14 protein-coding genes are annotated in these 14,753 nt (G+C 68.1%); 11 read left to right on the top strand and 3 right to left on the bottom strand.

Annotated features, from left to right (window positions below):
• Positions 1 to 26: 26 nt before the first annotated feature.
• The 8 genes from LO787_RS19915 (at position 27) to yaaA (ending at position 8,127) form a co-directional block, all read left to right on the top strand.
• Positions 27 to 1,247 (top strand): threonine ammonia-lyase, encoded by a 1,221-nt coding sequence (locus tag LO787_RS19915; protein WP_232492723.1) that lies wholly within the window; start codon positions 27 to 29, stop codon positions 1,245 to 1,247.
• Positions 1,234 to 2,211, top strand: a complete 978-nt coding sequence (locus LO787_RS19910; protein ID WP_232492722.1) for an acyltransferase family protein — start codon at positions 1,234 to 1,236, stop codon at positions 2,209 to 2,211. Before LO787_RS19915 ends, LO787_RS19910 begins: the two co-directional genes overlap by 14 nt.
• Positions 2,212 to 2,279: 68 nt before the next feature.
• Positions 2,280 to 2,957, top strand: a complete 678-nt coding sequence (locus LO787_RS19905; protein ID WP_232492721.1) for a TetR/AcrR family transcriptional regulator — start codon at positions 2,280 to 2,282, stop codon at positions 2,955 to 2,957.
• Positions 2,958 to 3,084: 127 nt separating this feature from the next.
• The gene (locus LO787_RS19900; protein ID WP_232492720.1) at positions 3,085 to 5,541 is read left to right on the top strand and encodes a TonB-dependent receptor; all 2,457 of its coding nucleotides are present in this window, start codon (positions 3,085 to 3,087) and stop codon (positions 5,539 to 5,541) included.
• Between the two features lie 160 nt (positions 5,542 to 5,701).
• Positions 5,702 to 6,238 (top strand): nuclear transport factor 2 family protein, encoded by a 537-nt coding sequence (locus LO787_RS19895; protein ID WP_232492719.1) that lies wholly within the window; start codon positions 5,702 to 5,704, stop codon positions 6,236 to 6,238.
• Positions 6,239 to 6,254: 16 nt separating this feature from the next.
• Positions 6,255 to 7,007, top strand: coding sequence for an SDR family NAD(P)-dependent oxidoreductase (locus LO787_RS19890; RefSeq protein ID WP_232492718.1), 753 nt, complete (start codon positions 6,255 to 6,257; stop codon positions 7,005 to 7,007).
• Entirely contained in the window at positions 7,004 to 7,342 is a 339-nt protein-coding gene (locus LO787_RS19885) for a hypothetical protein (protein WP_232492717.1), read from the top strand. Before LO787_RS19890 ends, LO787_RS19885 begins: the two co-directional genes overlap by 4 nt.
• A 32-nt stretch (positions 7,343 to 7,374) precedes the next feature.
• On the top strand, positions 7,375 to 8,127 hold the full coding sequence (yaaA, locus tag LO787_RS19880; RefSeq protein WP_232492716.1) for a peroxide stress protein YaaA: 753 nt from the start codon (positions 7,375 to 7,377) through the stop codon (positions 8,125 to 8,127).
• A 110-nt stretch (positions 8,128 to 8,237) separates the two neighbouring features.
• On the opposite strand, the gene LO787_RS19875 is transcribed toward yaaA, so the two are convergent.
• Both LO787_RS19875 and LO787_RS19870 read right to left on the bottom strand, forming a co-directional pair.
• Entirely contained in the window at positions 8,238 to 8,921 is a 684-nt protein-coding gene (locus LO787_RS19875) for a hypothetical protein (protein WP_232492715.1), read from the bottom strand.
• 247 nt (positions 8,922 to 9,168) lie between these two features.
• The gene (locus LO787_RS19870; protein ID WP_232492714.1) at positions 9,169 to 9,618 is read right to left on the bottom strand and encodes a MarR family winged helix-turn-helix transcriptional regulator; all 450 of its coding nucleotides are present in this window, start codon (positions 9,616 to 9,618) and stop codon (positions 9,169 to 9,171) included.
• A gap of 114 nt (positions 9,619 to 9,732) precedes the next feature.
• Between LO787_RS19870 and LO787_RS19865 the strand changes: the two genes are divergently transcribed.
• Genes LO787_RS19865 through LO787_RS19855 form a run of 3 tightly spaced genes read left to right on the top strand, consistent with a single transcriptional unit; the run spans position 9,733 to position 13,849 of the window.
• Positions 9,733 to 10,884, top strand: coding sequence for an HlyD family secretion protein (locus tag LO787_RS19865; RefSeq protein WP_232492713.1), 1,152 nt, complete (start codon positions 9,733 to 9,735; stop codon positions 10,882 to 10,884).
• Positions 10,881 to 12,416 (top strand): MDR family MFS transporter, encoded by a 1,536-nt coding sequence (locus tag LO787_RS19860; RefSeq protein ID WP_232492712.1) that lies wholly within the window; start codon positions 10,881 to 10,883, stop codon positions 12,414 to 12,416. The genes LO787_RS19865 and LO787_RS19860 overlap by 4 nt, the downstream gene beginning before the upstream one ends.
• A gap of 8 nt (positions 12,417 to 12,424) precedes the next feature.
• Positions 12,425 to 13,849, top strand: coding sequence for an efflux transporter outer membrane subunit (locus LO787_RS19855; RefSeq protein ID WP_232492711.1), 1,425 nt, complete (start codon positions 12,425 to 12,427; stop codon positions 13,847 to 13,849).
• A 75-nt stretch (positions 13,850 to 13,924) separates the two neighbouring features.
• Here the strand turns inward: LO787_RS19855 and LO787_RS19850 are convergent, their stop codons facing one another.
• Entirely contained in the window at positions 13,925 to 14,704 is a 780-nt protein-coding gene (locus tag LO787_RS19850; protein ID WP_232492710.1) for an SDR family NAD(P)-dependent oxidoreductase, read from the bottom strand.
• Positions 14,705 to 14,753: the final 49 nt, after the last annotated feature.

Below are 14,753 nucleotides of genomic sequence, written 5' to 3'. Positions count from 1 at the left end.
GGGCGGCGCAAGGCCCGGGGCGTACCATGGACGTGACGTTGGCGGACGTCGAGACGGCGGCGCGCAGGCTGGACGGGGCCGTCCTGCGCACCCCGTTCCTCCATTCACAGACGCTTTCGCAACTCACCGGCGCGGAGATCTGGCTGAAGTTCGAGAACCTGCAGTTCACCGGCTCCTTCAAGGAACGCGGCGCGCTCAATCGGCTGCTGACGCTGGGGCCGGACGCGCGGCGGCGCGGGGTCGTCACCGTATCGGCTGGCAACCATGCGCAAGGGGTGGCGCTGCACGCGCGCAAGCTGGGCATCCCGGCGGCTATCCTGATGCCCGAGAGCACGCCGACGGTGAAGATCAAGCGGACCGAAAGCTTCGGTGCGACGGTCCGGCTGGTCGGGCGCGACTTCGACGAGGCCAGCGCCAGCGTCGCCGAATTCGTGCGGCAGGGCCTGACCTTCATCCATCCCTTCGACGATCCCGAGATCATCGCCGGACAAGGCACCATCGGCCTCGAACTCATCGCGCAGGGGCCAACGCTCGACGCGGTGCTGGTCTCGGTCGGTGGTGGCGGGATGATCGCGGGCATCGCCTCCGTCTTCGCGGCGCTTTCACCCGAGACGCAGGTCATCGGCGTGGAGAGCGAACTCTACCCTTCGATGGCGCGGGCCACCAACCGCTTCAACGGCCCGTTCGTCGGCGGTGCGACCATCGCCGAGGGCATCGCGGTGGCGCGGCCCGGCGTGCTGCCGCTGGAGCACGTCCAGCGCCTCGTCGATGACATATTGGTGGTGCCCGAGGCCGTGATCGAGGACGCCGTGGCGCTGCTTCTCCAGATCGAGAAGACGCTGTGCGAAGGCGCGGGCGCGGCGGGCCTTGCCGCCGTCCTTGCCCATCCCGAGCGGTTCCGCGGCAAGCGCATCGGCCTCGTCCTCAGTGGCGGGAACATCGACATGCGCGTGCTGACGGCGATGCTGCAACGTCATCTGGTGCGCTCGGGACAGCTGGTGCGGCTGCGCGTGCCGATGCTCGACAACGCGGGATCGCTCGGCCCTGCCGCCTCGATCATCGGCGACATGGGCGGCAACATCCTGGAGGTGACGCACGACCGCATCTTCGACGGCGCCTCCGCCCGCTCGGCCAATGCGGTGTTCACCGTCGAACTGCCCGACAGCGAGCGCAACGGCCTCGTCCTCAAGGCCCTGCACGAAGCCGGCTTCGCCGCCGCCGTGGTCGCCGCCCATGCTGCGGAGTGAGCCCGCGATGGCGCAGGCGACGGGCGCCGCCCCGCGCATGGCGTGGATCGACATCTGCAAGGGCGCGATGATCCTGCTCGTCGTGCTGCTGCACAGTTCGTCCTACTTCAAGGCGCAGGGCGGGGAAGTGCCGCCATTCGTCACCGCCGCCACCGCGTTCTTCGCGCCGATGCGGATGCCGACGCTGATCTTCCTCTCGGGCCTGCTGGCGAGCCGGGGGCTGCGCAAGGGCGCGCGCGGCTTCCTGCTGCATCGGCTGCGCATCCTCCTGTGGCCCTATCTGGTGTGGTCGGTGCTCTGGGCGCTCGCGTCCGGCCATGCCGACCGCCTCGTCGAGCCAGAGGGGTGGCTGGGCGGCTGGTATCTGTGGTTCCTGCTGTTCATCATGGCGTTCTCGATCGTCGCCGCGCTCGTCCCGCTGCGGTTCCATCTGGTCGCTGCCGCCTATGCATTCCTCGCCTCGCTCGCCTGCGAGGACGGGACCAAGTACGGAGAGCGGCTGCTGTTCTTCCTTGCGCTGTTCCTCGTCGGATCGTTCCTCGGCCGGGAGCGCGAGCGGATGGAGGCGTGGCTGGGCGACCGGCTGCTGCTGTGGACCCTCATGCCCGCAATCATCGCGGTGTGCCTCTATTCCGCCATCGAGCGCACCATCCGCTATTCGCCGCATGACGCGCTGCCGATCCTGATCGTTGTCGCGGGCGTGCTGGCGGCGGGAATACAGGTCGCGGGCCGCCATCCCCTGCCGCTGCTGCAGGCGATGGGTCGCCATTCGCTGACGATCTATCTCGTCCACATGCCGGTGATCGCGATCACGCTGCGCGGCCTGCCGCTGGTGGGGATCAGTTCCTTCGCCCCGACTTTCGCGATGTCCGTGGCACTGGGGCTGGCGGCATCCGCTGCGATGATCGCCGCGCGGCGGCGCTATCGGGCGGTCGATGCCCTGTTCCACTTCCCGGGAGCCTGAACCAGCGGAGCCGGTCCGGTTCAAAATGCCGATTGCCGCCTTCCGGGTCGCGCCCTACCATTTCGGCGATGGACAATCGTTTACGAGATGAAGGCGACACAGAACGCACCCTGACGCCGCGCCAGCGCGAAAGGCGTGAGCGGATCAGGGCGGCGACCTTCGACCTGCTGGCCCGTCACGGCGGAGAGGCGCTGTCGATGCGGCTCATCGCCGAAGCCGCCGGGGTGGCGGAGCGCACGCTGTTCAACATCTACGGGTCCAGGGACCGCCTGTTCGCCGTGAACGCGCGCGAGCGGTCGGAGGAAACCATCGAGGGCGCGCACGCGGCGGGGGGTGAGGGCATCGGCTTCTTCCGGCAACTGCCCGCCCGGCTTGCCGAAAAGACCTTCGAGGCCCCCGCGCTCGCCCGCGCGTTCTCGCCCATCCTGATCGAGCACGCGGACCTCGTCGGCCTGCCCGACGTCTACGAGCGCTTCGCAGGCGGCGCGCTGCGGGCGATGCGCGCGGCGGGGCAGGTCGTGGTGGAGGACATCGCAGTCGTCTCCCGCTTCGTGTGCATGCAGATGGTGACGACGATCCTGCTCTGGGCCAAGGGCGAGATCGCCGACGCGGCGCTGGAAGCGCAGTTGCGGCTGGCAATCTGCCAGATCCTGCTTCCTTATGCCGAAGGGCCGCTCGCCGCCGAACTGCGCGACGAGGCCCGGCAACTGACGCTCGCGCTGTCGCGCTGCCCGACGCCTCCCTAGCATTAATTGCAGTCCACTGCATTTTTTAACGGCGTTACTCTCCGTCCCAGTCTCAGGATAGAGGCAACCGGGAGGGCGACCAGGTCATAACAGGCCCTGCCCCGGTCATAGGGGAAAGGAGCTTTTCATGTCTGGAACGGCAGGACGATCCGCGCGCGCCGCGCTTCTGGCGGGCGTCGTCATCTCGGCTTTCGCAATCACGCCCGCAAGCGCGCAGGAGGCCACGCCACCGCCGCAGGCGCCGACCGTCGCGCAGGACCATGCCGAAGGCGGTCTCGGCGACATCGTCGTCACCGCGCGCCGCCGGGCGGAGAGCCTGCAGGACGTGCCCGTCGCCGTCACCGCGCTCACCGCCGAAGTGCTCGAACGCTACGACATGACCAGCCTGGAGAAGATCTCCACCCAGACGCCGCAGTTCACCATCGGCCGTGCCTCCAATGGTTCGGGCGCCCAGTTGACCCTGCGCGGCATCGGCTCGTCCTCCACCTCGATCGGTATCGAGCAGTCGGTCGCGGTGGTGGTCGACGGCGTCTATTACGGGCAGGGCCGCGTCATCAACGAGGGCTTCCTCGACCTTGAGGGCGTGGAAGTGCTGAAGGGGCCGCAGTCGCTGTTCTTCGGCAAGAACGCGACCGCGGGCGTGATCTCGCTGCGTACTGCGGACCCGAGTTCGACGCCTGAATTCCGCGCCAAGCTGGGTTACGAGTTCCGCGCGAAGGAACTGGTCGGCGAAGTCATGGGCTCCGGCCCGATCACCGATACGCTGGGCGTGCGCGTTGCCGTGCGCGCGTCGAACATGTGGGGCGGCTACTTCAAGAACGGCGGCGTCGACAAGACGTACAACACTTTCGACGTCGCGACCGGGATCACCACGCCGCACCTCGCGCCTGCGTTCGACGGGGACAATCCGGGCAGCAAGGAACTGCTGGGCCGCATCACGCTGGTCTGGGATCCGGGCAACGACTTCAAGTTCACGGTCAAGGCCAACGGTTCCAGCTCCAACGTCAACAACAACTCGTGGAACTACGTCCCCTACGGCTGCGCCACCGGCACGTATTCGCTGAACCCGAACATCGCGTGCAAGAAGTCGTTCACGGTCTACCAGAACAACTTCCCCGAGGATCTTGCCGGGACCAACCCATGGTCGCGTGATGACGGGGCACTCTACAACAAGTACCGCAGCTGGGCCGTCACCGGCACGGCGGAATACGCCTTCGACGACGTGGACGTGACCTGGGTCAACAACTTCAACCGCAACGTCAACCAGTGGGCCTGCGACTGCACGTTCGTGTCGAGCGACCTTGCCGCCGCGCCGTCTTCCGAACGCTCGATCTTCCGCGCCTTCTCCAGCGAACTGCGCGCGCAGACGAAGTTCGACGGGCCGATCAACCTGCTGGCGGGCGCGTATTACCAGAAGACCCGCCGTTTCCACCGCCAGACCGGATCGTTCGGCAATATCGAAGATTCCACCGCCCCGGCCGCGTATCGCTACCTCGGCTACTTCAAGCAGTCCCAGACCGATGGCGAAACGCTGTCCGCCTATGGTCAGGCGACGTGGAAGATCGTGCCCACGCTGGAGGCCGCAGTCGGCGTGCGCTACATCCACGAGACCAAGGACAGCTACCTCACTCAGCCTTATGTGAACGCGGCGCTGCAGGGGCTCTTCCTCGAGAACACCCCGATCGCCGCGAACCAGACCTTCAACAACTGGTCGCCCGAGGCCACGCTGACGTGGAAGCCCACTGACGACGTGACCGTCTACGGCGCGTACAAGACGGCCTACAAGTCGGGCGGGTTCTCCAACTCCGGCTTCGTCAGCGCCAGCACGGTGCCGAGCGACGTCGCCTTCCAGCCCGAGAAGGCGCGCGGGTTCGAAGTGGGCGTGAAGTCCACGCTGCTCGACAACCAGCTTCGCCTGAACTTCGACGTCTACAGCTACAAGTACGTCAACCTGCAGGTGGACTTCTTCAACTCGCAGACCTTCGCCTTCATCACCACCAACGCGGGCGCGGCGCGGACCAAGGGCGCGGAGCTGGAGTTCGAGTTCGCGCCCTATGCGGTGCCGGGGCTGAACCTGCACGGCTCGATCAACTACAACAAGGCGCGCTACCTGAACTACATCGCTCCTTGCTATGGTGGCCAGTCGATCGCACAGGGCTGCGACACCACGTTCCAGGGCGCTCCGGGCCAGGATCTGAGCGGTGCGCCCACCGCCGTCGCGCCGAAGTGGACCGGCTCGCTCGGTGTCGGCTACGAGACCGACATCGGCACCGGCACCAAGTTCGGGGCGACGATCGACACGCGCTATTCCAGCTCCTACCTCGCCTCCAGCTTCGCGCATCCGCTGTCGGGCCAGTCGAAGTACCTGACCGTCGACGGCACTATCCGCGTGAAGTTCAACGACGAGCGCTTCGAACTGGCGCTGATCGGCAAGAACCTGACCAACCAGTTCATCGTCGGTGGCGCGGTGGACGGCCCGAACACCGGCGCAGGCACCGGCACGGCGGCGGCGGTGATCTCGGACGAGATCGGCTTCGTGAACCTGCCGCGCACCGTGCAGCTTCAGGCCAGCGTGCGGTTCTGAGGCGGGAATGGAATTAGCCCATAAGTCCCTTGCCACCCCTTTCGTCATTGCGAGCGCAGCGAAGCAATCCAGCGGAGTGCCGCGACGCTCTGGATTGCCGCGGACCTTCGGTCCTCGCAATGACGGAGGGGGGCAAGCGCGACGGGTAAAGGAGGACAGGATGACAGACCCGGCAAGCCAGCTCGCCACCCTCATCGCCAAGGACGAGATCCGCGACCTCGCCATGCGTTACATGCGCGGGCAGGACCGGCTGGACCACGCCCTGCAACTCGGCACGTTCTGGCCGGATTCGACGACCGACTACGGCATCTTCAAGGGCAGTGGCCCGGACTTCGTAACCTTCGCGCAGGAACTCCTTACCGAGCACCTCGCCAACCAGCACATCATCGGCCAGCACTACATCAAGTTCGATGCCGACAACCCGGACCGCGCCTTCGGCGAGGTCTACTACTACGCCTTCCATCGCATTCTCGATCAGGGCGTGCCGACCGACATGGTGATCTCCGGCCGCTACCTCGATCGCTACGAGCGGCGCGGCGGGGAGTGGCGCTTCGCCCACCGCAGCGAGTTCGTCGACTGGGCGCGCAAGGAGCCTGCCGCCGACGGCATCCTCACCACCGACCTCGCCGCCTGCCTGCTCGGCCGTCACGACATGGCCGACCGTTCCTACGATTGCGACTGGCTCAAGAACGCCTGACCGGAGAGAGCATCGAATGACCACCAAGAGCATCATCGTCACCGGCGCGGCTTCGGCCGGTGGCCTCGGCTTCGCCACCGCCCGGATTCTGGCGCGCGAAGGCCATGCCGTCACCCTCACCGATCTCGACGGCGAGGCCGCCGCCGCCCGCGCCGGGGAACTGCGCGCCGAAGGGCTGACCGCCACCGGTCTGGCGCAGGACGTCACCGACGAGGCGGCGTGGAAGGCGCTCATCGCACAGGTGGAGCGGGAGCACGGGCGTATCGACGGTCTCGTCAACAATGCCGGGATCGCCGTGCTCAAGTGGACTGCCGACCTCGACGTCGCCGCATGGGACCGGCAGATCGACGTCAATCTCAAGAGCGTCTACCTCGGCTGCCGCGCGGTGCTGCCGGTGATGGAGGAGCAGGGCGCAGGCTCCATCGTCAACCTTTCGTCGGTGGCGGGCCTCGTCGGCATTCCCGGTGCTTCGGCCTATGCCGCCAGCAAGGGCGGCGTCCGGCTCTATTCCAAGTCGCTGGCGCTGGAAGTCGCCGCGAAGGGCATCCGCGTGAACTCGGTCCACCCCGGCGTGATCTGGACCGACATGCAGAAGGTCGCGATCGAGGACAACCCGGACCAGTACGACGCCATCAACGCCGCGATCCCGATGAAGCGCATGGGCGAGCCTGACGATATCGGCCAGATGATCGCCTTCCTGATCTCCGACCGCGCGAAGTACGTGACCGGCGGCGAGTTCGTCGTCGATGGCGGGCTGACGGCGCAATGATCGCGGCGGGCCTTTCGCTGCGTGCCATCGCGCTGTTCGTGGTGGTGGTCGCGGGGCAGATCGGCGGGAGCGTGCTGCTGGCGCGCACCGCCGGGTTCACGCAGCCCGGCTGGTCGCTGCTCTGCGCGGCGGTCTATGCGGTGTCGCTCTACTGCCTTGCGCTGCTGCTGCATGAGGGTGCGGCGCTCAGCCTGCTGATGCCGCTGATGGCCGCCGTCGTGCCGATGGGCGCGATCCTGCTGGCGGTGGTGTGGCTGGGCGAGGGGGCTTCGTGGGCACGGCTGGGGCTGCTCACGTTGTCCTGCGCAGTCGTGGCGCTCGCCAGCCGGGTTTGACGCGGCGCGGCGCGCGCTCTACCGCCCGCGCCATGATCGCTCTGCTCTCTCCCGCCAAGACGCTCGACTATGACCGCGTTCTGCCGCCGCTTGCCGTCACGACCCCGCACTTCGCCGAGGAGGCGAGGAGTCTTGCGAAGTCGGCCGCGAACCTGACGCAGAAGCGGCTGAGCGAGCTGATGCACATCTCGCCCAAGCTCGCGAAGCTCAATGCCGACCGCTTCCGCGACTTTGCCGACGGGCCGGAGCGGCAGGCGCTGTTCGCGTTCGCGGGCGACGTCTACACCGGGTTCGACGCGCATTCGCTGGACGAGGCGGGCGTCGTCTTCGCGCAGGATCATGTGCGGATGCTGTCGGGCCTCTACGGCCTGCTGCGCCCGCTGGACGCGATCCGTCCCTATCGTCTGGAGATGGGCACGCGCTGGGCGCCGCGCCAGAAGAAGCTGACCGACTGGTGGGGCGACCGCATCGCCGCGCTGCTGCGGCAGCAGGTGGAGGAAGAAGGCTCGGGCGTGGTGCTCAACCTCGCCAGCCAGGAATACTACGCGGCGGTCGAGGGCAAGCTGCCGGGCCTGCGCGTGATCGAGGTGGAGTTCCGTGAGCCCGGCCCGAACGGCCCCCGCTTCGTCAGCTTCAACGCCAAGCGCGCCCGCGGCATGATGGCGCGCTGGCTGTGCGAGCACCACGTCACCGACGTGGATGCCATGCGCGGCTTCGACAGCGACGGCTACCGCTTCGACGCGGCGGAGAGCGAGCCCGACCGCTGGCGCTTCATGCGGGGGTGATGGGGCGTCAGGCTCAATTCGTCATTGCGAGCGTAGCGAAGCAATCCAGCGTGGGGGGCTGACCGTGGATTGCTTCGCTACGCTCGCAATGACGACCGGGGGTGGGCCGGTCACGCGCCCGCCTTCTCCTCGGCCAGCAGTGCCTTCCAGCGCTTGTCGAGCAACCGCGCGCCAGTCTGTTCGGGCGCCTGCCCTTCGGCGTGCGATACCAGCGAGACGCCGCGCAGGGTGATGTTGTGGCCGCCCAGCCAGCGGCCCGAGATGCTGTAGCCGACGTCGTAGAGCGCCACGTCCTCGTGCGGCTTGCCGTCGACGATGAAGCGCGTGGTGACGAGCACCGGCAGCTTCTCGTCGCCCCGGCTGTTGTCGGGCAGTTTCGCCTCGGCCCGCGCCTTCTTGAGCGCGCGTTCGAACCATGCCGCCTCGATCCGCGGCTCGCCCGTGGTCTCGGCGGCGGAGACGCCGAGCGCGGTGGGGAAGGCGATGCGCTGGCTCTGGACCGATTGTTCGTCCGACGCGGGCTTCAGCACCAGTTCGTCGCTGCCCGATCCGGTCGCCATGAGCACCAGCGTCGCCGCTCTGGAGGACGCGCGGATGGCTTCTGCGCTCTTGCTCGCCTCGCTGTCGCTGCGCTGGCTCCATGTGTTCCACAGCGTCAGGCCGGAGATGGTGACGGCGATCACCGTCAGCACTTCGCCGAGGGTAATCCAGCGGCGGCGGATGGCGGCGGCTTCGTCGGCGCGGGCCTCGGCCTTGGCGGCCTTCGATACGGGTTCGGGGGATTCTTCGGTCACGGTCCGGGTTCGACCACCTGCGCCCCCGTGCGTCAAGCACCACGCGGGGGCGATGTCTCTGCATGTGGGAAGGCGACGCTACCGGGCGGTCCGGCGCCATGGTATGATCGCGGACGCACTCAAGAATGAGGCGACTGGAGAGAGACTATGGACGGTCTGGAATCCGTGTTTTGCGCCTGCGAATTTCGCGTCTTGTGCATTGCAGTGGCCTGCACCGGCACGATCGCACTGCTGACGGTCTCTTTGCTTACCTGATAAGGCCTTCAGGCGCGCCCATCTCGATGATGCGGTCGTTGAGCTTCTTGAGCAGCCTCAGGAACTCCTCCCTGTCCGCGCCTGACAGGGCTTCGAAGAATTCCGCCGCGAACGCATCGCGCTGAGGCGCGGCGTCCTGCACGACCTGCTGGCCTGCCGGGGTCAGACTGATCCGCTTCGCGCGGCGGTCGTTGGGGTCCGGCTGGCGGATGACCAGCCCGTCGCGCTCTGCCGCATCGACAGCCTCCGTCACCGTGCGCGGGGCTTGTCCTAAAGTATCGGCAATGTCGGTCGAGCGGATCGACCCGGCGCGGTCAACCAGCATCAACAGCTTCAACTGCGCCAGCGACGCGCCGCGTTCGCGCACGCGGTCGTTGAACAGGCGGTGCATGCGCATGTGAAGGTCGCGCATCTGCTCCAGGAGTTCCTGCTCGATATTCATGCGCTGAAATGTTGTGGTACCATATAAAATGGTGTTGCCATACATCCACCTTGGGTGCAAGTGCGAGCGCGATCGCTGCTGCGATGCAGCACCAAACACACGGAATTTCGATTGATGGCTACGGATGTGAGCGAATCGCAGGCGGCAACTGATTCGGGCGAGCGCCTGCCGCCGCTCAAGCGGCCCGGGGTTCGGCGCGGATTGCTGGCGGGCTGCATCCTGCTGCTGGTCGGCGGCGGGTGGCTGTTCCACTACCAGACGCGCGGCCAGTTCCAGCAGGACACCAACGACGCCTATATCCAGGCCGACGCGGTGACGATCTCGCCCAAGATCTCCGGCTATGTCGAGCAGGTGCTGGTGGGCGACAACGAGGACGTGAAGGCGGGGCAGCCGCTCGTCCGCATCGACCCGCGCGACTATGACGCGCAGGCGCAGCAGTACCGCGCGCAGATCGACGTGGCGAAGGCCAATGCCGACAACGTGCGCGCCATGATCGGCGAGCAGGAAGCCGCCATCGCGCAGGCCCGCGCCCAGCTTGCCTCGGCAGAGGAAGACGCCCGCTACGCCGCGCGCGAGGCGAGCCGCTATGCGCCGCTCGCCGCCAGCGGGGCCGAGACCGGGGAGCACCTTGCCACCTTGCGCAATCAGGCCGCCAAGGCCCGCTCCGCCGCCGATGCCCAGCGTGCCGCGCTGCTTTCGGCGCAGCGCAAGGTCGCCTCGCTCAATGCCCAGATCCGCCAGGCCGACGCGCAGGGCGAGGCCGCGCAGGCGCAGCTTGCCGCCGCGCACGTCAATGTCGGCTCGACCGTGCTCAAGGCCAGCGTCGCCGGGCGTATCGGTGATCGCACCGTGCGCGCGGGGCAGTTCGTGCAGGCAGGCACGCGGCTGATGTCGGTGGTGCCGCTGTCGAAGCTTTACGTCACCGCGAACTTCAAGGAGACGCAGATCGGCCTCATGCGCGCAGGGCAGCCCGCGACGATCGAGGTCGACGCGCTCGACGGCACGAAGATCCGCGGCCATGTCGAGAGCATCTCGCCGGGTACGGGCGCGCAGTTCTCACTGCTGCCGCCGCAGAACGCGACCGGCAACTTCACCAAGATCGTCCAGCGCGTGCCCGTGCGCATCGCCCTCGACGCCGGGCCCGAGGCGCGCCGCGTGCTGGTGCCGGGCCTGTCGGTGACGGTGACGGTGGACACGCTTTCGGCCAAGGGTACGCAGCGCAGCATCGCCCAGCAGGAAGAGGCCCGACAGGATAAGGGCCGGTGAGCGACGCGCTGACCGCGCCCCAGCCTGAGAAACGCGCCGATGCGGCGGCCTGGCTGGCCGTGGCGGCGGGCACGCTGGGGGCGCTGATGGCGACGCTCGACGTCTCCATCGTCAACTCCTCGCTGCCCACCATCCAGGGCGAGATCGGCGCCAGCGGCACCGAGGGCACCTGGATCGCGACCGCCTATCTCGTCGCCGAGATCATCGTGATCCCGCTGTCGGGCTGGCTGGAGCGACTGCTCGGCCTGCGCACGCTGCTGCTGGTGGCGTCGAGCCTGTTTACGCTGTTCTCCATCGCCTGCGGCCTGTCGACGACGCTGCCGATGATGATCGCCGGGCGTATCGGGCAGGGCTTCACCGGCGGCGCGCTGATCCCGACCGCGATGACCATCGTCGCCACGCGCCTGCCGCGCGCGCAGCAACCCGTGGGTAACGCCTTGTTCGGCGCGACCGCGCTGCTCGGGCCGGTGGTCGGCCCGGTGCTGGGCGGCTGGCTGACCGAGAACGTGAGTTGGCACTACGCCTTCTTCCTCAACCTGCCGGTCGGCATTGCGCTCATCACGCTGCTGCTGCTCGCCATCCCGCACCAGCCCGCCAAGCTGAACCTCATCCGCGAGGCGGATTGGCTCGGCATCCTCGGCCTTGCGCTGGGCTTGGGCGCGCTGACCGTGGTGCTGGAGGAGGGCGAGCGCGAGCAGTGGTTCGAATCCTCGCTGATCGTGACGCTCTCGCTGATCTCGCTGCTGGGCTTCGTATTGCTGGGGCTGGGGCAGTGGACGGCGCGCAAGCCGGTGATCCGGCTCAGCCTGATGCTCAATCGCCAGTTCGGCAGCGTCGTCGCCATGGTGACGGTGGTGGGCATGGTGATCTACGGCACGTCCTACGCGATCCCGCAGTTCCTTGCCGTGATCGCCGGGTACAACTCGCTGCAGGCAGGGCAGGTGGTGATGCTCTCCGGCATTCCGGTCATGCTGATGATGCCGATCACGCCATGGCTGCTGCGCAATGTCGACATACGTATCTCGGTCTGCCTCGGCCTGTGCATCCTCGCCCTCAGCGCGTGGCTGGAGACGGGCCTCACCGCGACCTCGGACAGCGCCGACTTCGTCGATTCCCAGCTCCTGCGCGGCATCGGCACGGTGTTCTGCATGATGTTCCTGAACCAGGCGGCGATCCGCTCGGTCCCGCCGGAGCAGGCGGGCGACGCCTCCGGCCTCTACAATTCGGCGCGCAACCTTGGCGGATCGTTCGCGCTGGCGGGCATCGCCATCATCCAGGACCAGCGCCTGTGGCTGCACAGCCGCCGACTGGAAGAAAGCCTGAGCGCCAATTCGCTGGCGGTGCAGGACTATGTCGCCGGACAGGGCGGCGGTGCGCTGCGCTCGCTGGAGGCGACGATCCAGACACAGGCCCTGACGATGACTTACAGCGACATGTTCTGGATCATGTCGGTGGGCATCGTCTTCGTCATCCCGCTCGTGCTTTTCCTGCGCCCGCTGCCCAAGAACGCGCCGCTGGCGACCGGACATTGAGGACAACCATGCGTCCCTACCTTCTCCTCCTTCCGATCCTGACCGGAAGCCTGCTTGCGGGCTGCACCGTCGGCCCCGACTATGCCGGGCCGCCCAAGGTCAGCGCCGATCCCGGCCGCGCCTTCGCGCGCGCCGATGCCGAGGGCACCACCAATGCGCCGCCGGTCGCGCAATGGTGGACGACGCTGGGCGATGCGGCGCTCGACGCGCTCATCACCCGCGCCCTTGCCGACAACACCGACGTCAAGGCGGGTGAGGCGAAGCTTCAGCAGGCCCGTGCGGCGCTGGGCGAGCAGCGCGCCAACCAGGCGCCCAAGCTCAATAGCACCGCCATGTATGCCCACGCCCGCATTCCCGGTGCGAGCCTTGGCGGGAGTGGGGACTCGGGTGAGGGCGGCGACAGCGCGCTCAACCTCTACAACCTCGGCTTCGACGCCAGCTGGGAGATCGACCTGTTCGGCGGCCAGCGCCGTGCCGTGCAGGCTGCGCGCGCCAGCATGGAGGGGGCGGAGGCCAGCCTTGCCGACGTGCAGGTCAGCCTGTCCGCCAACGTGGCGCAGAGCTACCTCAACTTGCGTGACCGGCAGCAGCGTATCGTGCTGGGAGAGCAGTCGGTGGCGATGCAGGAGGACATGCTCGCGCTGACCCGCCAGCGCTTCGGCGCGGGCACGGCGACGGCGGCGGACGTGGCGCAGGCGGAAAGCCAGGTCGCCGCGACCCGCGCCCGCATTGCGCCGCTTGCCGCCGAGCGCGATGCCTACCTCAACGCGCTGGCGGTGCTGACCGGGCAGGAGCCGGGCGCGCTCGACGCGCAGTTGGCCGCGCCCGCCGAGATCCCGCTGCCGCCCGCTTCGGTGCCCGTGGGTGATCCCGCCAGCCTGATCGCGCACCGCCCCGACATCCGCGCGGCGGAGCGCACGCTGGCGGCGGACACCGCCAAGATCGGGCAGGCCGAGGCGGCCCGCTTCCCGCGCCTCTCGTTCATGGGCCTGATCGGCATCGGCGGCACGAAGATCGGCGACCTTGGCAACCTCGACGATTTCGTCGCGCTCGGCGCGCCGCAACTGAGCTGGAGCTTCCTCGACTTCGGCCGGAACAAGGCCAAGGTTGGGCAGGCCGAGGCCGTGCGCGACGAGGCGGAGGCCCGCTATCGCGGCACCGTCCTGACCGCGCTGCGCGATGCCGAGGACTCGCTGGCCCGCTTCCGGGAAAGCCGCATCGCGGTCGCCTCGCTGGCGCGCGTGCGCGACAAGGCCGCGCTGAGCGCGCAGCTGGCGCAGGACCGCTATGCGGCGGGCACGGCAACGAAGGTGGCGGCGATCAGCGCGCGCAACGACCTCAACCGGGCGGAGCAGGATCTGGTGTCCGCTCGCGCGACGCTGACGGCGGACTACGTGGCGATCCAGAAGGCGCTCGGCCTCGCCTGGCACTGAGCGGGCATGACAGACGGCGCCGGGCACGATCGCCCGGCGCCGCCGTCATTCTTCGTACAAGGCCCTGGCCTTCGGTCAGGCGCGGTAGCGCTCCGCCGGAAGCTTGCGGGACAGGTTCGGGCGCAGTGCGCTGCGGGCGGCGATGTAGGCGTCGAGGTCCGCATTGTCGGGCAGCGCGGGGATCGTGATCGTCTCGCCAAGGTCCAGACCCTTGAGCGCGGCGTCGACCATGTCGTCCACTTCCATCACCATCTCGGGCGGCAGGCCTGCCATCTGCTCCTCGGTCCAGATCGGGGTGCGGGTGATGCCCGGCAGCACCGCCTGCACCTGCACGCCCTTGCCGCCGAGTTCGACGTTCAGCGCCTCGGTGAAGGCGAGGACGAAGGCCTTGGTCGCGGGGTAGACCGCCGTGAAGCCGTCGGGCATCAGCGCCGTCACCGACGTCATGTTGACGATCGTGCCTCTGCCGTTTTCGGCGAGGCGCGGCGCGATGGCGGCGGCTAGGCGGGTGACGGCGGTGACGTTGAGGTCGATCATGCCCGTCAGGTAGGCAGGGTCGGCGCCGACGAAGGTCGTCTCCCCGGCGATGCCCGCGTTATTGACGAGGCCGGTGATCGCCGCGTCCTCGCGCAGCCGCTGTTCGACGCGGGCAAGATCGTCCGGCCTGGCGAGGTCGGCGGCGAGGGTTTCGACCTTCACGCCGGTCTCGGCGGCGATGGTCCTCGCAAGGTCTTCGAGCTTGTCGGCGCGGCGGGCGACGAGGATCAGGTCGTGGCCACGGCGGGCGAGACGGTCGGCATAGACTGCGCCGATGCCGTCCGACGCGCCAGTGATGAGGAAAGTGCCCTTGGTCATGCTAATGTGCTCCATTGGTGGGGCTGGGCGCACCTCTGGTACGCCCAGG

Source organism: Novosphingobium kaempferiae, assembly GCF_021227995.1.
Taxonomy (GTDB): Bacteria; Pseudomonadota; Alphaproteobacteria; order Sphingomonadales; family Sphingomonadaceae; genus Novosphingobium; species Novosphingobium kaempferiae.
This window is presented reverse-complemented; position numbering and strand designations above follow the sequence as displayed.